Here is a 17,215-nt window from a genome sequence, read left to right as displayed (position 1 = left end):
AGTGCTCAGGCCCCCGACCCTTCGGGGGCAGGACCTAAGACCCGTCTCCGGACACCTCGCCCCGCTCCGTAGACTCACCCTTCATGAGCAACGACCCCGCCGTGGAGATCCGCGGACTGGTGAAGCGGTACCGCCCCGTCCCCCACCGGCCAGCGGTGGACGGCCTGGACCTCACCGTCCGCAGGGGCTCCGTCACCGCGGTCCTAGGTCCCAACGGCGCGGGCAAGACGACCACTGTGGAAACCTGCGAGGGCTACCGCCGCCCCGACGCCGGAACCGTCCGCGTCCTCGGCCTCGACCCCTTCGCCCAGGCCGAGGCCCTGCGCCCCCGCGTCGGCGTGATGCTCCAGTCCGGCGGCGTCTACTCCGGCGCCCGGGCCGTCGAGATGCTGCGCCACATGGCCAAGCTCTACGCCGATCCGCTCGACGTGGGAACCCTGGTCGAACGCCTCGGCCTCGGCGGCTGCGGCCGCACCGCCTACCGCCGGCTCTCCGGCGGCCAGCAGCAGCGCCTGGCCCTCGCGATGGCCGTCGTGGGCCGCCCCGAGCTGGTCTTCCTGGACGAGCCGACCGCCGGCCTGGACCCGCAGGCCCGCCGCGCGACCTGGGACCTCGTACGGGAACTGCGCGCCGACGGGGTCACCGTCGTGCTCACCACCCACCACATGGACGAGGCCGAGCAGCTCGCGGACGAGGTCGCCATCGTCGACACCGGCCGGGTCATCGCCCACGGCACCCCCGAGCAGCTGTGCCGGGGCGGCGCCGAGAACACGCTGCGCTTCACCGGCCGCCCCTCCCTCGACCTCGCCTCGCTGCTCAAGGCGCTGCCCGACGGCACCCAGGCCGCCGAGCTGACCCCGGGCACGTACCGGGTCACCGGCGACGTCGACCCGCAGCTGCTGGCCACCGTCGCCTCCTGGTGCGCGCAGCACGGCGTGATGCCCGACAGCCTCTCCGTCGAGCGGCACACCCTCGAAGACGTCTTCCTGGAACTGACCGGTAAGGAGCTGCGCGCATGAGCGCCGGTACGTTCACCCCCCGCCCGGGGGCCGCGCCCGTCTCCCGGATGATCCTGGCGCAGACGGCCCTGGAGACCCGGATGCTGCTGCGCAACGGGGAGCAGCTGCTGCTGACCGTGATCATCCCGGCGCTGCTGCTGACGCTGTTCTCGGCGGTCGACATCATCGACACCGGCAGCGGGAAGTCCGTCGACTTCCTCGCCCCGGGCATCCTGGCACTGGCCGTGATGTCCACCGCCTTCACCGGCCAGGCCATCGCCACCGGCTTCGACCGCCGCTACGGCGTGCTCAAGCGGCTCGGGGCCTCGCCGCTGCCGCGCTGGGCGCTGATGGCCGCCAAGACCCTGTCCGTGCTGGTCACCGAGGTGCTCCAGATCGCGCTGCTGACGATGATCGCCTTCGCCCTGGGCTGGTCCCCGCACGGCGACCCGCTGTCGGTGGCCGTCCTGGTGCTGCTCGGCACCGCCGCGTTCTCCGGCCTCGGGCTGCTGATGGCGGGCACCCTGCGGGCCGAGGCGACCCTGGCCGCCGCCAACCTGGTCTTCCTGCTGCTGCTGGTCGGCGGAGGGGTGATCGTGCCGCTGGAGAAGTTCCCCGGCGCGGTGCAGTCCGTCCTCGGCCTGCTGCCGATCTCGGCCCTGTCCGACGGGCTGCGCGAGGTTCTCCAGCACGGCGCCGCGCTGCCGTGGGGCGACGCGGCCGTGCTGGCCGGCTGGTCCGTACTCGGTCTGGGCGCGGCCGCGCGGTTCTTCCGCTGGGAGTGAATCCCTTCCCCTTGGCTTGACGTTGCGAGGAGGATGGTCGCCTCTCCACACGACAGCGCACCACAGACGCCGGGGGGCGGGCATGGCGCAGCGGGAGGCCGTTCTGCGGCTGGACGAGCAGTGGGCACGGATCCGGTCGGGCGCCGCGCACGCGGATCCCGCGGAGGCCGACGCGCTGCTGGGGGAGCTGATCGGCGCCCTGCGCGAGCCGGCCCGTACGGACGCGGAGTGCGCGGCCCGGCTCGGGCTGCGCCTGGGCGACCTGGCGGCCCGCCGCTTCGCCGGCGGCGACCGGGCCGGGGCCCTGGCGGCGATCGAGGAGGGCCTGAGGTTCTCCCAGCAGGCGGCCGGGCACGCCGCGGAGTACGCGCGCTGGTACGCGCGGGGCCTGATCAACCAGGGGGTCTGGCTGTCCTGGCCGCTCAGCGACGGGGAGCGGCTGCCCCGCCACCCCCTCGGCCCGGGTTCCGAGAACGGCCCGAGCGCCATGGAGCGGGCGGCGGGCGAGCGCGCCCGCGACCTGACCCGCGGTGCGGTCGGCGTCTGGGCCTCCCTGGACCAGGAGGACCCGGTCAACCAGCGGGGGCTCGCGCAGGCGAAGGTCTTCCTCGGCGACCGCCTCGCGGAGCTGGGTCTCGCCGAGGACGCGGTGGCGTGGGCCGTGGACGCCGAGGGCCACTTCCGGCGGCTGCTGCTCGCGGATCCGGGCTCGGAGGAGTCCCAGGAGGCCGAGGAGGCCCTGGACCACATCGGCCGCCAGCTCGAACTGCGGCTGCGCTTCCTGTCCTTCGACTCCCTGGTCAGCCTGCGCACCCGGGGCCTGCTGCCCGAACGGCTGCTGCCCCAGGCCGTGGTGGCCGCCCGGATCCAGGGGGCCGAGGAGTCCGAGATCGCGGTGCGGCTGCACCTGGACGGCGACCAGGTGCGCACGATGCTGGAGGTCACCCCCTGGCTCGCGGTGTGGCGGGTCGAGGTGCGGGGTCCTGACGGACTGTGGAACGTACAGAACCATCCCTGGCACAGCGGTGCAGAAGTGAGGAACCGGACGGCTGGGGAGATAGGGGCCGAATTGGTACGCGGATTCACGGCGTCGGCGGACTACCCGGGCGACAGCGGCCTTTGGCGCGTCCGCGTCTGGTGGCACGCAGAAGGCGACCCCGCCGGAGCCAGGTTCCGCCTGGCCGTCGGACCGGACGCACCGTCGGCCACCCCCTCGTGAAACTTTGCACAAGGGTCCGCGTACGATAAGGGCCGTGTTGACCCCTCTCGCTTACATCGCCAGCCGCTGGACTCCGTCACCCCGGACCGTCCGGCGGGCCGCGGCCATCGCTCTCGTCATGAGCGTGCTCATCGTCGTCACAGGCGGCGCGGTGCGGCTGACCGGCTCGGGCCTCGGCTGCGACACCTGGCCCAAGTGCACCGACGACAGCCTGGTCGTGACCCAGGCGCAGGGCTTCCACGGGGCCATCGAGTTCGGCAACCGCATGCTGACGTACGTGCTCAGCGCGGCCGTTGGCTGGTTCATCATCGCGGCCCGGTCGGCCAAGCCCTGGCGCCGTTCACTGACGAAGCTCGGCTGGCTCCAGTTCCTCATCGTGATGGCCAACGCGGTCCTCGGCGGCATCACCGTGCTGACGGGGCTCAACCCGTACAGCGTGGCCGGGCACTTCCTGCTCGCCACCGTGCTGATCAGTCTCACGACGGTCACCTGGCAGCGCACCCGCGAGGGCGACACCGCCCCCCGGCCGCGCGTCCCCGGTCCGGTGCGCAAGCTCTCCTGGGCCCTGATCGCGACGACGCTGCTGCTGATCGCGGCGGGCACGGTGGTCACCGGTTCCGGTCCGCACGCGGGCGACCGCAGCGAGATCAAGCGGATGCCGTTCGACTGGTCGGCCACCGCCCACGTCCACGCGATCTCCGCCTGGGTGGTGTGCGCGCTCGCCGTGGCCATGTGGCTGGTGCTGCGCGTGGTCGATGCGCCGACCGACACCCGGGCCCGCGCCCGGGACCTGCTGATCGTGCTGCTCGCCCAGGGCGGCATCGGCTACGTCCAGTACTTCACCCACGTGCCCGAGGCCCTGGTCGCCGCGCACATGCTCGGCTCCTGCCTGGTGTGGATCGCGGTGCTCCGCCTCGCGCTCACCCTGCGCGAGCGGCCCACGGCGCAGGCCGAGATCCCGGCCCAGGGCGACGCGCAGCTCTCCACCGTCTGAACCGTCCGACCCTCCCGGCGTCAGCTCCGCTCGTCCAGCCGGTACACGCGGCGGGCATTGCCCGCCGCGACCATGGCCGCCACCCGGTCGGCGTCCCGCCAGGACCAGGCGCCCTCGGCGACCCATCCGCCCAGCACCCGGCCCAGCGCCTCCCGGAACACCAGTGCGCCGACCGCGTGCAGTTCGGGCAGGGGGCCGCCGCCGCTGGAGAAGAGCAGCTTCCCGAACGGCGCGAGTTCCAGCAGTTCCGCGAGCACCTCGGCCGCCCGCGGCCCGGACCGGCCCAGGGCCGCGCCGAGGTCGGCGTGCACGTGCGGGAACGCGGCCGCCAGGAGCGCCGCCTCCCGGTGGTACGGGTATCCGCCGAGCAGGACCAGCCGCGTGCCCAGGCCCGCGGTGGCCCGTACGAACTCCGTCAGTAGCCCCGGATGTGCCTGCTGCGGGCGCGCTCCGGGCTCCCCCGCGCCCGTGTGCAGCTGGAGCGGCAGCCCGGACGCCACCGCGCTCCACAGCAGGTGCCGCAGGAGTACGGGGTCCCGTACGACCCCGCCCTTGACCCGGCGGGCCAGCCACCGCCCGGCCGCCCCGCGCACCTCGCCGGGACCGGGCGGCTCGGGCGCGTGCGCGAGGGCCGCGGGGTACCCGGCACCGGCTCCGCAGGTGAAGGCGACGGCCCCGGCGGCCGCGTGGTGCACGCCCTCGGCGAGGTTCGCCAGGAAGGCGGCGACGGTCCCGGAGGTGTCGGCGGCCTGCTCGGCGAGCAGTTCGAGGCGCACCAGCTCGTGGGCCTCGGCGTCCCCGGCGAGGGCCAGCTCCTTGACCCCGGTGAGGTCCCCGGGCACCCCCGTGTCGACCAGGTGCGCGGCGATCCCGGAACCCCGCAGCAGGCGCCGCCCGGCCTCGGCCACGCCCAGTTCGCGGCGGCGGGCCAGGTAGCGGGCGGGGGCGCAGTGCGGCTCCAGCCCGAGCAGCGGCGGGCACCAGCGGCGCACGGCGAAGCCGGTCTGGGTGTCGAAGAAGGTGGTGCCGGCGGCGGGCGGGCCGGCCGAGGGGATCAGCTGGGCCTCGAAGGTGCCGAGGCCCAGCTCCGTGCGGAGCACTCCCTGGCAGTACTGGTCCACCAGGGGCGGCGTTTCGATCATCCGGTCATCCCGTTGCGGACGTGAGGAAGGGGCTTCCACACGTCCTAACGGGTGAGCGGGGTGTGAGGTGTTGCTCGCGCTGTTGACCGAGCGCTCCCCGGCCGGCGGGCCGGGCCCGGGCCGGGCCCGGGTCGGGACCGGGTCGGTCAGGCCGCCGGGTTCACCGTTCCGCCGAGCTGGAGGCCGGCCATCCGCTCCCACTCGTACGGGCCGGTCTTCACGCGCGCGGCGAACTCCCCGTCGAACTCCTCGTGGAGGGTCAGCCCGGCCTTCTCGGCCGCGAGCTGCGCGACGGCGTAGGTCGGGGCCACCAGGTCGCCCCAGCCGCCGTCCGTGCCGACGAGGACGATCCGGGTGCCGGCCTGGCCGATGTGGGCGAGCTGGCCCTCGACGCCGCCGTGCTGCTTGGCGAACGCGTCGATCTGCTTGGCCAGCTTCGCCGCCCTGCGGTCCTGCTTCTTGTCCGCGGCGCCTTCGCTGCCTGCGGTCTCTGCCGTGGTGTCTGCCATGGAAGGCATGCTACCGGCGGGTAATGACCGGAGGAAGCGTCAGCGGAGGAAGGGATCCACGGCCACCGCGACGAAGAGCAGCGACACGTAGGTGATGGACCAGTGGAACAGCCGCATCTCCTTGAGCTTCGCGCCCGTCACGCCGGCCTTGGCCCGCGCGTGCAGCGCGTGCGCCTCCCACAGCCACCAGCCGCCCGCCACCAGCGCGACCGCGGTGTAGAACCAGCCGGTGTACCCCAGCGGGGTCAGCAGCAGCGAGACCGCCACCATCACCCAGCTGTAGAGGACGATCTGGCGCGCCACGACCTTGTTGCCGGCCACGACCGGGAGCATCGGCACGCCGACCCGCGCGTAGTCGTCCTTCACCTTCATCGACAGCGGCCAGTAGTGCGGCGGCGTCCAGAAGAAGATGACGAGGAAGAGGATGACCGCGGCCCAGGAGACCTCGTTCTTCACGGCCGACCAGCCGATGAGCACCGGCATGCAGCCCGCGATGCCGCCCCAGACGATGTTCTGGGCGGTGCGCCGCTTCAACAGCATCGTGTAGACCACGACGTAGAAGAGGAGCGCGCCGAGCGCGAGGGCCGCCGACAGCCAGTTGATGAGCAGACCGAAGAAGAGGGTGGAGACCACACCGAGGGTGATGCCGAAGGCGAGGCATTCACGGGGGGTCACCATGCCGGTCACCAGCGGGCGCTGCGAGGTCCGGTCCATCAGCGCGTCGATGTCGCGGTCGATGTACATGTTCAGCGCGTTGGCGCCGCCCGCGGACAGGTAGCCGCCGAAGCAGGTCGCGAGGACCAGCCACAGGGAGGGCACCCCCTGCTCGGCGAGGAACATCACCGGCACTGTGGTGATCAGCAGAAGTTCGATGATCCGAGGCTTGGTCAATGCCACGAAAGCCATGGCCCGGGCCCCGAACGGCCGGTGACCGGGGCTCGTCCCGAGCACCCCCGCTGGACGGGATTCGACGGCCGTCACGCACACCCCTGACAGAGAATCCAGCAAGCTCCAGCGCAGACGCTTCAGATATGAAGGCCTCGTAAAGACTTGCGCGTACCACGCCACTGTAGACGTAGCTCTTATCCCGTCCTGCGCGGGGGTCACCTCGTGTTGGTCCGATCGGCGCTCAGACGTCACGGCGGACCGCGGGTACTCGAATAGCTGCACGCCGTGGCGGGGGTAGGCTCGGAATCGCCCCGGTGCACCGTTCGTACCGGGAACAGACATGTGGAGAGGAGCCCTGAAAAACGGTGAGCACCAAGCCGACCACCACAGAGCTCGAGTGGACCGAACTGGACCAGCGGGCCGTTGACACCGCCCGCATCCTGGCCGCGGACGCGGTCCAGAAGGTCGGAAACGGCCACCCGGGCACGGCGATGAGCCTGGCCCCCGCCGCGTACACCCTCTTCCAGAAGGTGATGCGGCACGACCCGGCGGACCCGGAGTGGGTCGGTCGCGACCGTTTCGTGCTCTCCGCGGGGCACTCGTCCCTGACCCTGTACACCCAGCTCTACCTGGGCGGCTTCGGCCTGGAGCTGGACGACCTCAAGGCGTTCCGCACCTGGGGCTCCAAGACCCCGGGCCACCCGGAGTACGGCCACACGGCCGGCGTCGAGACCACCACCGGCCCGCTGGGCCAGGGCGTCGCCAACGCGGTGGGCATGGCCATGGCCGCCCGCTACGAGCGCGGCCTGTTCGACCCCGAGGCCCCCGCGGGCACCTCCCCGTTCGACCACATGGTCTACGCGATCGCGGGCGACGGCTGCCTCCAGGAGGGCATCTCCCACGAGGCGTCCGCGCTGGCCGGCCACCAGAAGCTCGGCAACCTGGTGCTGCTGTGGGACGACAACCACATCTCCATCGAGGGCGACACCGAGACGGCCGTCTCCGAGGACACCCTCAAGCGTTACGAGGCGTACGGCTGGCACGTCCAGCGCGTCGCGCAGCAGGAGAACGGCGACCTCGACCCCAAGGCGCTGTTCGCCGCCCTCCAGGCCGCCAAGGCCGAGACCGGGCGCCCGTCCTTCATCGCGGCCCGCTCGATCATCGCCTGGCCCGCCCCGCACGCCCAGGGCACCGAGGCCTCGCACGGCTCGGCCCTCGGCAACGACGAGGTCGCCGCCACCAAGGCCGTGCTCGGCTTCGACCCGGAGCAGACCTTCGAGGTCTCCGACGCGGTCATCTCGCACACCCGCGCCCTCGGGGACCGCGGCCGCGAGGCCAAGGCCGCCTGGGAGAAGGACTTCTCCGCCTGGCGCACCGCGAACCCGGAGCGCGCGGCCGAGTTCGACCGCATCAACGCCAACGAGCTGCCCGCGGGCTGGGAGGACAAGCTCCCCGTCTTCGAGGCCGGCAAGGGTGTCGCCACCCGCGCCGCCTCCGGCAAGGTGCTCGAAGCGCTCGGCGCGGTCATCCCGGAGCTGTGGGGCGGCTCGGCCGACCTCGCCGGCTCCAACAACACCACCATCGACAAGAACTCCTCGTTCCTGCCGGTGGGCAACCCGCTGCCGGAGGCCGACCCGTACGGCCGCACCATCCACTTCGGCATCCGCGAGCACGCCATGGCCGCGTCCATGAACGGCATCGCCCTGCACGGCCACACCCGCATCTACGGCGGCACCTTCCTGGTGTTCTCCGACTACATGCGCAACGCCGTCCGGCTGTCCGCCCTGATGCACCTGCCGGTGACGTACGTGTGGACGCACGACTCCATCGGCCTCGGCGAGGACGGTCCGACCCACCAGCCGGTCGAGCACGTCGCCTCGCTGCGCGCCATCCCGGGCCTGAACGTGGTCCGCCCGGCCGACGCGAACGAGACCGCCGTCGCGTGGCGCGAGATCCTCAAGCGCCACACGAAGGTGTTCGGCAAGGGCGCCCCCCACGGCCTGGCGCTGACCCGCCAGGGCGTGCCGACGTACGAGCGCAACGAGAACGCCGCCAAGGGCGGATACGTGCTGTTCGAGGCGACGGGCCCCGAGGGGCAGAGCGCAGCGGCGCAGGTCGTCCTCATCGGCACCGGCTCCGAGGTCCAGCTCGCCGTCGCCGCGCGCGAGGCGCTGCAGGCCGAGGGCGTTCCGGCCCGCGTGGTCTCGATGCCGTCCGTCGAGTGGTTCGAGGAGCAGGACCAGGAGTACAAGGACAGCGTCCTGCCGCCCGCCGTCAAGGCGCGCGTCGCGGTCGAGGCCGGCATCGGCCTGACCTGGCACCGCTACGTCGGCGACGCCGGCCGGATCGTCTCGCTGGAGCACTTCGGCGCCTCGGCCGACGGCGCCGTCCTGTACCGCGAGTTCGGCCTGACCGCCGAGGCCGTGACCGCAGCCGCCCGCGAGTCGCTCGCGGCCGCCGCGCGCTGACGTCCGTACCAAGACCAGTAGGAGATGCAATTCCCATGACAGACGCACTCAAGCGCCTCTCCGACGAAGGCGTGGCGATCTGGCTGGACGACCTGTCCCGCAAGCGCATCACGTCGGGCAACCTGGCCGAGCTCATCGACCAGCAGCACGTCGTCGGTGTCACCACCAACCCGTCGATCTTCCAGAAGGCGATCAGCAGCGGTGACGGCTACGGGCAGCAGCTCGCGGACCTCGCCGCCCGCAAGGTCACCGTCGACGAGGCGATCCGCATGATCACCACGGCGGACGTCCGCGACGCCGCCGACATCCTGCGCCCGGTCTACGACGCGACCGAGGGCCAGGACGGCCGGGTCTCCATCGAGGTCGACCCGCGCCTGGCGCACAACACCGCGGCGACCGTCGCCGAGGCCAAGCAGCTCGCCTGGCTGGTGGACCGCCCGAACACGCTCATCAAGATCCCGGCGACCGAGGCCGGCCTGCCGGCGATCACCGAGGTCATCGGCAAGGGCATCAGCGTCAACGTCACGCTGATCTTCTCGCTGGAGCGCTACCGCGCGGTCATGGACGCCTACCTGGCGGGCCTGGAGAAGGCGAAGGCCGCGGGCCTGGACCTCTCCAAGATCCACTCGGTGGCCTCCTTCTTCGTGTCCCGCGTGGACAGCGAGATCGACAAGCGCCTGGACGCCGTCGGCACCGACGAGGCCAAGGCCCTCAAGGGCAAGGCGGCGCTCGCCAACGCCCGACTGGCCTACGAGGCGTACGAAGAGGTGTTCGGCAGCGAGCGCTGGGCGGCCCTGGACAAGGCGCACGCCAACAAGCAGCGCCCGCTGTGGGCCTCGACCGGCGTCAAGGACCCGGCGTACAAGGACACCCTGTACGTGGTGGACCTGGTCGCCCCCGGCACGGTGAACACCATGCCCGAGGGCACCCTGGAGGCCACCGCCGACCACGGCGAGGTCTCCGGCGACACCATCCGCGGCACCTACGAGCAGTCCCGCAATGAGCTCGAAGCGGTCGCGAAGCTGGGCATTTCGTACGACGATGTGGTGCAGCTGCTCGAGGACGAGGGCGTCGAGAAGTTCGAGGCGTCCTGGAACGACCTTCTGAAGTCGACCGAGGCGGAGCTTTCCCGCCTTGCCCCCACGGAGGCCTGAACACCTTGTCTGTAAACGGAGCGAACCCGCTTCGTGACGCACAGGACCGGCGGCTCCCGCGCATCGCGGGGCCGTCCGGCCTGGTCATTTTCGGCGTTACGGGTGACCTGTCGCGCAAGAAGCTGATGCCTGCCGTCTACGACCTGGCCAACCGCGGGCTGCTCCCGCCGGGCTTCTCGCTGATCGGCTTCGCCAGACGCGAGTGGCAGGACGAGGACTTCGCGAAGGAGGTCCACGACGCCGTCAAGGAACACTCCCGTACGCCGTTCCGTGAAGAAGTCTGGCAGCAGCTGGTGCAGGGCTGCCGCTTCGTCCAGGGCGACTTCGACGACGACGCGGCCTTCGAGACCCTGAAGGCCACCATCGAGGAGCTGGACAAGGCGCAGGGCACGGGCGGCAACTTCGCCTTCTACCTGTCCGTCCCCCCGAAGTTCTTCCCCAAGGTGGTCCAGCAGCTCAAGGATCACGGGCTGGCGCAGAAGGAGGGCTCCTGGCGGCGTGCCGTCATCGAGAAGCCCTTCGGACACGACCTGAAGAGCGCCGAGGAACTCAACAAGGTCGTCCACGAGGTCTTCCCGCGCGACGAGGTCTTCCGGATCGACCACTACCTCGGCAAGGAGACCGTCCAGAACATCCTGGCGCTCCGCTTCGCCAACACCATGTTCGAGCCGATCTGGAACCGGTCGTACGTCGACCACGTGCAGATCACCATGGCGGAGGACATCGGCATCGGCGGCCGGGCCGGCTACTACGACGGCATCGGCGCGGCCCGCGACGTCATCCAGAACCACCTGCTCCAGCTGCTCGCCCTGACGGCGATGGAGGAGCCCGGCTCCTTCCACCCCAAGGCGCTGGTGGCCGAGAAGCTCAAGGTGCTGACCGCGGTGGAGCTGCCCGAGGACCTGGGCAAGCACACGGTGCGCGGCCAGTATTCGGCGGCCTGGCAGGGCGGCGAGAAGGTCGTCGGGTACCTCGAAGAGGACGGCATCGACCCCAAGTCGAAGACGGACACCTACGCCGCCATCCGCCTGGAGATCAACAACCGCCGCTGGGCGGGCGTCCCGTTCTACCTGCGGACCGGCAAGCGCCTGGGCCGCAGGGTGACCGAGATCGCCGTGGTCTTCAAGAGGGCCCCGTACCTGCCGTTCGAGTCCGGCGCGACCGAGGAGCTGGGGCAGAACGCCCTGGTCATCCGGGTCCAGCCGGACGAGGGCGTGACGGTGCGCTTCGGCTCCAAGGTTCCGGGCACCTCCATGGAGGTCCGGGACGTGACGATGGACTTCGCCTACGGCGAGTCCTTCACGGAGTCGAGCCCCGAGGCGTACGAGCGGCTGATCCTCGATGTCCTGCTGGGTGACGCGAACCTCTTCCCGCGCCACCAGGAGGTCGAGCTGTCCTGGAACATCCTCGACCCGATCGAGCAGTACTGGGACAAGCACGGCAAGCCCGCGCAGTACGCGGCGGGCACCTGGGGACCGGTCGAGGCGGACGAGATGCTCGCACGAGACGGACGGAGCTGGCGCCGGCCATGAAGATCGACCTCACGGAGACCAACTCCAGCAAGATCAATGCCGCGTTGGTGCAGGCACGCCGGGACATCGGCACGCCGGCCATCGGCATGGTCCTCACGCTGGTGATCGTGACCGACGAGGAGAACGCGTACGACGCGCTCAAGTCGGCGAACGACGCTTCCCACGAACACCCTTCGCGGATCATCGTCGTGGTCAAGCGGGCCGCCCGCTCGCCGCGCAGCCGCCGCGACGCCCGTCTCGACGCGGAAGTCCGCGTCGGGGCGGACTCCGGCACTGGCGAAACGGTTGTGCTCCGCCTTCACGGTGAACTGGTAGACCACGCCCAGTCGGTGGTCCTCCCGCTTCTCCTGCCGGACGCCCCCGTGGTCGTCTGGTGGCCGGAGGGCGCTCCGTCGGACCTGGCGGGCGACCCGCTGGGGGCGCTCGGGCAGCGCCGGATCACGGACACGTACTCCTGCGAGAACCCCATCGGGGCACTCGCCACGCGGGCGGCGGCCTACGCCCCCGGGGACACGGACCTGTCCTGGACCCGGATCACGCCCTGGCGCTCGATGCTGGCCGCCGCACTGGACCAGCAGGTCCTGTCGGTCGCCTCGGCGACCGTCGAGGGCGAGGACGACAACCCGAGCTGCGAGCTGCTGGCCATGTGGCTGGCGGACCGCCTCGGCGTCCCGGTCAAGCGGACCCTGTCCGCGGGCCCGGGCCTCACCTCGGTCCGCATGGAGACCAAGGACGGCGAGATCGTCCTGGACCGCGCGGACGGGGCGCTGGCCACGCTGTGCATGCCGGGGCAGCCCGACCGTGCGGTGGCGCTCAAGCGCCGTGACACGGCCGAGCTCCTGGCGGAGGAGCTGCGCCGGCTGGACCCGGACAACACGTACGAGTCCGCGCTGAAGTTCGGCGTGGCCCGGCTGGAGGCGTCCACCGACCCGGCGGCGCCGGCCAAGCCCGCACCGGTCAAGCCCGCACCGGCACCGGCACCGGCCGGGGCACCGGCTCCGGCCGAAGCCCGGGCCGAGGCCTCCAAGCCGGCGCCCAAGCCGGCCAAGAAGGCCGCGGCCAAGTAGTACGCCCGGGCCGCTGCGCGGGGCGGGGGCGCACTTCGCCCCGCGCAGCAGAGCCCGTACCAAGACCTAGCGACAAGGCGGCAGCACATGGGCATGACGACTCCTCAGGTCGTCGTCCACCGGGACAAGGAGCTGATGGCCCAGGCCGCGGCGGCCCGGCTCATCACGAAGATCGTGGACGCCCAGGCGGCCCGCGGCACCGCGTCCGTGGTGCTCACCGGCGGCCGCAACGGCAACGGGCTCCTCGCCGCGCTCGCCGCGGCCCCGGCCCGGGACGCCGTCGACTGGGCCCGGCTGGACCTGTGGTGGGGCGACGAGCGGTACGTCCCCGCCGACGACCCCGAGCGCAACCACACGCAGGCCCGTGAGGCCCTCCTGGACGCCGTCCCGGTCGACCCCGCGCGCGTGCACTCCATGCCCGCCTCGGACGGCCCGTACGGCGCCGACGTGGACGCGGCCGCGGCCGCGTACGCCGAGGAGCTGCGCAGGGCCTCCGGCCCGGAGGACCACGGCCCGGTCCCCCGCTTCGACGTGCTGATGCTGGGCGTCGGCCCGGACACGCACGTGGCCTCGCTGTTCCCGGAGCACCCCGCGTCCCGGGAGACCGAGCGCACGGTGGTCGGGGTCCACGGCGCCCCGAAGCCCCCGCCGACCCGGATCTCGCTCACCCTCCCGGCGATCCGGGCGGCCCGCGAGGTCTGGCTGCTGGCGGCGGGCGAGGACAAGGCCGGCGCGGTGGCCATCGCCCTCGGCGGCGCCGGCGGGGTCCAGGCCCCGGCCGCGGACGCGTACGGCCGCTCCCGCACCCTGTGGCTCCTGGACCGGGCGGCCGCGGCGAAGCTGCCGAGCGGGATGTACCCCCCGGCGTCCTCCTGACCCGTACGTGAAAGGGGCCCGCCCTCCGGTCGACCGGAGGGCGGGCCCCTTTCACGTGTCCGGCGGCGTCAGCCGCGGCCGCGCAGCTCGCGGTAGGTGGACACCAGCGCCCGCGTCGAGGGGTCCAGGGACTCCACGTGGCTCCCGTCGATCAGCGCCGGCTCGACCTGCTTGGCCAGGACCTTGCCGAGCTCCACGCCCCACTGGTCGAAGGAGTCGATGTTCCACACCGCGCCCTGGACGAACACCTTGTGCTCGTACAGCCCGATGAGCTGGCCCAGCGACCGCGGCGTGAGCTCCGTGGCCAGGATCGTGGTCGTCGGGTGGTTGCCCTGGAAGGTCTTGTGCGCGACGAGCGCCTCGGCGACGCCCTCCGCCCGGACCTCGGCCGCGGTCTTGCCGAAGGCCAGCGCCTGCGTCTGCGCGAAGAAGTTGGCCATCAGCAGGTCGTGCTGGGCCTCCAGCGCGGCGGACAGCTCCCCGACGGGGCGGGCGAAACCGATGAAGTCCGCCGGGATCATCCGGGTGCCCTGGTGGATCAACTGGTAGTAGGCGTGCTGCCCGTTCGTGCCGGGCGTGCCCCACACCACGGGACCCGTCTGCCACTCCACCGGATCGCCGTCGCGGTCCACGGACTTGCCGTTGGACTCCATGTCCAGCTGCTGCAAGTACGCCGTGAAGCGCGACAGGTAGTGGCTGTACGGGAGGACCGCGTGCGACTGGGCGTCGAAGAACGCCCCGTACCAGATCCCCAACAGGCCGAGCAGCAGCGGTGCGTTCTCCTCCGCAGGGGCCGTCCGGAAGTGCCGGTCCATGTCGGCGAAGCCGGCGAGCAGCTCGCGGAAGGCGTCGGGGCCGATGGCGACCATCAGGGAGAGGCCGATGGCCGAGTCGAAGGAGTAGCGACCGCCGACCCAGTCCCAGAACTCGAACATGTTGGCCGGGTCGATGCCGAACTCGGTGACCTTGCCGGCATTGGTCGACAGGGCCACGAAGTGCCGTGCCACGGCCGACTCGTCACCGCCCAGGCCCGCCAGCAGCCACTCCCGCGCCGAGGTGGCGTTGGTGATGGTCTCGATGGTCGTGAAGGTCTTGGAGGCGATGATGAAGAGCGTCTCGGCCGGGTCCAGGTCCCGCACGGCCTCGTGCAGGTCGGCGCCGTCCACGTTCGACACGAAGCGGAGCGTCAGGCCCCGGTCGGTGAAGGCGCGCAGCGCCTCGTACGCCATCGCCGGGCCCAGGTCGGAGCCGCCGATGCCGATGTTGACGACGTTCTTGATGCGCTTGCCGGTGGAGCCGGTCCACTCCCCCGACCGGACCTGGTCGCTGAAGGCCGCCATCTTGTCGAGGACGGCGTGGACGCCGGGGACGACGTTCTCGCCGTCCACCTCGACGACCGCGTCCGCGGGCGCGCGCAGCGCGGTGTGCAGGACCGCCCGGTCCTCGGTCGTGTTGATCTTCTCGCCGCGGAACATCGCTTCGCGCAGCCCGGCCACGTCGGTCGCCGCGGCGAGCTCGCGCAGCAGCGTCAGCGTCTCGTCGGTGACGATGTGCTTCGAGTAGTCGATGTGCAGGTCGCCGACCCGCAGCGTGTAGCCGGCCCCGCGGCCGGGATTCGTCTCGAACAGCTCCCGCAGATGCGTCTGCCCCAGCTCTTCCCGGTGCTTGCCGAGTGCGAGCCACTCCGGCATCCGGTTGAGCTTCGTTCGTCCCTCCCGTCGCCCACCACCACCCTCGCTTGACGCGCTTCGCGCGGCGGCCTGGTCTGCGTTCATCTCGGACATCAACCCACTTCTTCCGTCCTGTCGTGCCCCGCCACGCACCAACCTAAGGGATCGGAAGGGGCACAACCGACACAAAGAAGCCCGGCCCACGGAGAGATGTCTCCGCGGGCCGGGCCGGACGTCACGAACTCAGATCTCGCCGCGCAGTTTGGCGAGCGCTTCGGCGAGGATCGCCTCGCCGTCGGCGTCGGTACGCCGTTCGCGTACGTACGCCAGGTGCGTCTTGTACGGCTCGGTGCGCGGCGGCGCGGGCGGGCTGTCCCGGTCCTGGCCGGCCGGGAACCCGCAGCGCGGGCAGTCCCAGGTGTCCGGCACCTGTGCGTCGCTGGCGAAGCTCGGCTGCGTCTCGTGCCCGTTCGAGCACCAGAAGGAGATGCGCAGGCGGGGCGCGGATTCGCCGCGCTCGGCCTCACCCATCGGCCCCGCTCCGACCCGACTACCACGGATCGCGTTGCCACTTGCCACGGTCGTAACTCCCTGCGTGATGGTGCCGCGAAGCGTGAGTGGATTCCGCCGCGGGCGCCCAAGTCTACGTAAGGCCCAACGTGCGTCCAGTGACCGGAGTTACCAATTCCAGACGTGAACGCCGGACCTCATGATAGGCCGGAGGGAGCCGACCTGAGTGCCGGAATGGCCAGAACGCTTCAGCTGCCGTTGGACTTCATGAGCAGGCCGAGCGCGACGATGCACGCGAACCACAGCAGACCGATCACGACGGTGATGCGGTCGAGGTTGCGCTCCGCGACCGAGGAGCCGCCGACCGACGACTGCATGCCGCCGCCGAACATGTCGGAAAGGCCGCCGCCCTTGCCCTTGTGCATCAGCACGAGCAGCATCAGCAGGGCGCTGAAGACGATCAGGGCGATCGAGAACCCCATAATCACGGCTGATTCCTACTTTCTGGCTTTTCTGGCTTTCCGGCTTCGCTGAAATGTGCAGCGGGGGCCAGTGGCTGGTGGTTCAGCCTCCTGGCCCCCGCAAGGGTACGACGGATCCGTCCTACCGCATACTCACGGCGAACGTCACTGGTCGCGGAAGCGGACGATCTTGACGAACTCGTCCGCGTCCAGCGCCGCGCCGCCGATCAGGGCGCCGTCGACATCGGGCTGCGCCATGATCGCCGCGATGTTTCCGGACTTCACCGAGCCGCCGTACTGGATGCGGACCTTGTCGGCCAGCTCCTGCGAGTACAGCTCCGCGAGGCGGCCGCGGATGGCACCGCAGACCTCCTGCGCGTCCTCGGGGGTGGCGACCTCGCCGGTCCCGATGGCCCAGACGGGCTCGTACGCGATCACGATGGACTCGACCTGCTCGGCCGGGATGTCCTTGAGGCCGCCGTCGACCTGGCTCAGCGTGTACGGGACCTGCTGGCCGGCCTTGCGGACGTCCAGGCCCTCGCCGACGCACAGGATCGGGGTGATCCCGTGCTTGTAGGCGGCCTTGACCTTGGCGTTGCAGATCTCGTCGCTCTCGGCGTGGTACTGGCGGCGCTCGCTGTGGCCGACGGCCACGTAGGAGCACTGCAGCTTCGCGAGCATCGGGCCGGAGATCTCGCCGGTGTAGGCACCGGAGTCGTGCGCCGAGATGTCCTGGGCGCCGTACTTGATCTTCAGCTTGTCGCCGTCGACCAGGGTCTGGACCGAGCGGAGGTCGACGAAGGGCGGCAGGACCGCGACTTCGACGGCGTCATAGTCCTTGTCGGCCAGGGCGAAGGCGAGCTTCTGGGTGTGGGCGATGGCCTCAAGGTGGTTGAGGTTCATCTTCCAGTTGCCCGCCATCAGCGGGGTACGCGTGGTCAT

16 protein-coding genes are annotated in these 17,215 nt (G+C 71.4%); 9 read left to right on the top strand and 7 right to left on the bottom strand.

The genetic code is table 11. The features are described from left to right. Nucleotides 1-83: 83 nt before the first annotated feature. From ACZ7GJ_RS34140 to ACZ7GJ_RS34125, 4 genes are all read left to right on the top strand, one after another. The gene (locus tag ACZ7GJ_RS34140) at nucleotides 84-1,019 is read left to right on the top strand and encodes an ABC transporter ATP-binding protein (RefSeq protein WP_470757280.1); all 936 of its coding nucleotides are present in this window, start codon (nucleotides 84-86) and stop codon (nucleotides 1,017-1,019) included. After that, on the top strand, nucleotides 1,016-1,783 hold the full coding sequence (locus tag ACZ7GJ_RS34135) for an ABC transporter permease (protein WP_470757278.1): 768 nt from the start codon (nucleotides 1,016-1,018) through the stop codon (nucleotides 1,781-1,783). The genes ACZ7GJ_RS34140 and ACZ7GJ_RS34135 overlap by 4 nt, the downstream gene beginning before the upstream one ends. A gap of 82 nt (nucleotides 1,784-1,865) precedes the next feature. Continuing rightward, nucleotides 1,866-3,002 carry a hypothetical protein gene (locus tag ACZ7GJ_RS34130; RefSeq protein WP_470757276.1) on the top strand — a complete coding sequence of 379 codons (1,137 nt, stop codon included), beginning with the start codon at nucleotides 1,866-1,868 and terminating at the stop codon, nucleotides 3,000-3,002. Between the two features lie 4 nt (nucleotides 3,003-3,006). After that, the gene (locus tag ACZ7GJ_RS34125; RefSeq protein WP_470757274.1) at nucleotides 3,007-3,996 is read left to right on the top strand and encodes a COX15/CtaA family protein; all 990 of its coding nucleotides are present in this window, start codon (nucleotides 3,007-3,009) and stop codon (nucleotides 3,994-3,996) included. A 20-nt stretch (nucleotides 3,997-4,016) separates the two neighbouring features. On the opposite strand, the gene ACZ7GJ_RS34120 is transcribed toward ACZ7GJ_RS34125, so the two are convergent. The 3 genes from ACZ7GJ_RS34120 to ACZ7GJ_RS34110 form a co-directional block, all read right to left on the bottom strand. Next, nucleotides 4,017-5,138, bottom strand: coding sequence for an amidohydrolase family protein (locus ACZ7GJ_RS34120; RefSeq protein ID WP_470757272.1), 1,122 nt, complete (start codon nucleotides 5,136-5,138; stop codon nucleotides 4,017-4,019). 146 nt (nucleotides 5,139-5,284) lie between these two features. Then, the gene (locus ACZ7GJ_RS34115) at nucleotides 5,285-5,647 is read right to left on the bottom strand and encodes a hypothetical protein (RefSeq protein ID WP_365920792.1); all 363 of its coding nucleotides are present in this window, start codon (nucleotides 5,645-5,647) and stop codon (nucleotides 5,285-5,287) included. A 39-nt stretch (nucleotides 5,648-5,686) separates the two neighbouring features. After that, nucleotides 5,687-6,628 (bottom strand): heme o synthase, encoded by a 942-nt coding sequence (locus ACZ7GJ_RS34110; protein WP_470757270.1) that lies wholly within the window; start codon nucleotides 6,626-6,628, stop codon nucleotides 5,687-5,689. A 272-nt stretch (nucleotides 6,629-6,900) separates the two neighbouring features. On the opposite strand from ACZ7GJ_RS34110, the gene tkt reads away from it, so the two are divergent. The 5 genes from tkt (at nucleotide 6,901) to pgl (ending at nucleotide 13,632) form a co-directional block, all read left to right on the top strand. After that, nucleotides 6,901-9,003: a transketolase gene (gene tkt / locus ACZ7GJ_RS34105; RefSeq protein ID WP_470757268.1), complete on the top strand. Its 2,103-nt coding sequence runs from the start codon at nucleotides 6,901-6,903 to the stop codon at nucleotides 9,001-9,003. 35 nt (nucleotides 9,004-9,038) lie between these two features. Beyond that, nucleotides 9,039-10,157 carry a transaldolase gene (gene tal / locus ACZ7GJ_RS34100; RefSeq protein WP_470757266.1) on the top strand — a complete coding sequence of 373 codons (1,119 nt, stop codon included), beginning with the start codon at nucleotides 9,039-9,041 and terminating at the stop codon, nucleotides 10,155-10,157. Nucleotides 10,158-10,162: 5 nt separating this feature from the next. Beyond that, nucleotides 10,163-11,689 (top strand): glucose-6-phosphate dehydrogenase, encoded by a 1,527-nt coding sequence (gene zwf, locus ACZ7GJ_RS34095; protein ID WP_470757264.1) that lies wholly within the window; start codon nucleotides 10,163-10,165, stop codon nucleotides 11,687-11,689. Then, on the top strand, nucleotides 11,686-12,756 hold the full coding sequence (gene opcA, locus ACZ7GJ_RS34090; protein ID WP_470757262.1) for a glucose-6-phosphate dehydrogenase assembly protein OpcA: 1,071 nt from the start codon (nucleotides 11,686-11,688) through the stop codon (nucleotides 12,754-12,756). The genes zwf and opcA overlap by 4 nt, the downstream gene beginning before the upstream one ends. 93 nt (nucleotides 12,757-12,849) lie before the next feature. Next, complete coding sequence (gene pgl / locus ACZ7GJ_RS34085; protein ID WP_470757259.1) at nucleotides 12,850-13,632, top strand: 6-phosphogluconolactonase; 783 nt, start codon at nucleotides 12,850-12,852, stop codon at nucleotides 13,630-13,632. Nucleotides 13,633-13,700: 68 nt separating this feature from the next. Here the strand turns inward: pgl and pgi are convergent, their stop codons facing one another. From pgi to tpiA, 4 genes are all read right to left on the bottom strand, one after another. Next, nucleotides 13,701-15,407, bottom strand: a complete 1,707-nt coding sequence (gene pgi, locus ACZ7GJ_RS34080; RefSeq protein WP_470757312.1) for a glucose-6-phosphate isomerase — start codon at nucleotides 15,405-15,407, stop codon at nucleotides 13,701-13,703. 138 nt (nucleotides 15,408-15,545) lie between these two features. Further along, on the bottom strand, nucleotides 15,546-15,881 hold the full coding sequence (locus tag ACZ7GJ_RS34075; protein WP_008741068.1) for an RNA polymerase-binding protein RbpA: 336 nt from the start codon (nucleotides 15,879-15,881) through the stop codon (nucleotides 15,546-15,548). Between the two features lie 179 nt (nucleotides 15,882-16,060). After that, on the bottom strand, nucleotides 16,061-16,294 hold the full coding sequence (gene secG, locus ACZ7GJ_RS34070; RefSeq protein ID WP_358893201.1) for a preprotein translocase subunit SecG: 234 nt from the start codon (nucleotides 16,292-16,294) through the stop codon (nucleotides 16,061-16,063). Nucleotides 16,295-16,438: 144 nt separating this feature from the next. After that, complete coding sequence (tpiA, locus tag ACZ7GJ_RS34065; protein ID WP_470757257.1) at nucleotides 16,439-17,215, bottom strand: triose-phosphate isomerase; 777 nt, start codon at nucleotides 17,213-17,215, stop codon at nucleotides 16,439-16,441.

The sequence above is a fragment of the Streptomyces sp. NPDC037242 genome, from assembly GCF_055604165.1.
This window is presented reverse-complemented; position numbering and strand designations above follow the sequence as displayed.

Excerpts from the sequence above, each read along its gene's own strand:
- ACZ7GJ_RS34115 (WP_365920792.1), bottom strand. The coding sequence starts at position 5,647 with ATGGCAGACACCACGGCAGAGACCGCAGGCAGCGAAGGCGCCGCGGAC.
- secG (WP_358893201.1), bottom strand. The coding sequence starts at position 16,294 with ATGGGGTTCTCGATCGCCCTGATCGTCTTCAGCGCCCTGCTGATGCTG.
- ACZ7GJ_RS34135 (WP_470757278.1), top strand. The coding sequence starts at position 1,016 with ATGAGCGCCGGTACGTTCACCCCCCGCCCGGGGGCCGCGCCCGTCTCC.
- ACZ7GJ_RS34140 (WP_470757280.1), top strand. The coding sequence starts at position 84 with ATGAGCAACGACCCCGCCGTGGAGATCCGCGGACTGGTGAAGCGGTAC.
- opcA (WP_470757262.1), top strand. The coding sequence starts at position 11,686 with ATGAAGATCGACCTCACGGAGACCAACTCCAGCAAGATCAATGCCGCG.
- ACZ7GJ_RS34130 (WP_470757276.1), top strand. The coding sequence starts at position 1,866 with ATGGCGCAGCGGGAGGCCGTTCTGCGGCTGGACGAGCAGTGGGCACGG.
- ACZ7GJ_RS34120 (WP_470757272.1), bottom strand. The coding sequence starts at position 5,138 with ATGATCGAAACGCCGCCCCTGGTGGACCAGTACTGCCAGGGAGTGCTC.
- pgi (WP_470757312.1), bottom strand. The coding sequence starts at position 15,407 with ATGAACGCAGACCAGGCCGCCGCGCGAAGCGCGTCAAGCGAGGGTGGT.
- tpiA (WP_470757257.1), bottom strand. The coding sequence starts at position 17,215 with ATGACCACGCGTACCCCGCTGATGGCGGGCAACTGGAAGATGAACCTC.
- tal (WP_470757266.1), top strand. The coding sequence starts at position 9,039 with ATGACAGACGCACTCAAGCGCCTCTCCGACGAAGGCGTGGCGATCTGG.
- pgl (WP_470757259.1), top strand. The coding sequence starts at position 12,850 with ATGACGACTCCTCAGGTCGTCGTCCACCGGGACAAGGAGCTGATGGCC.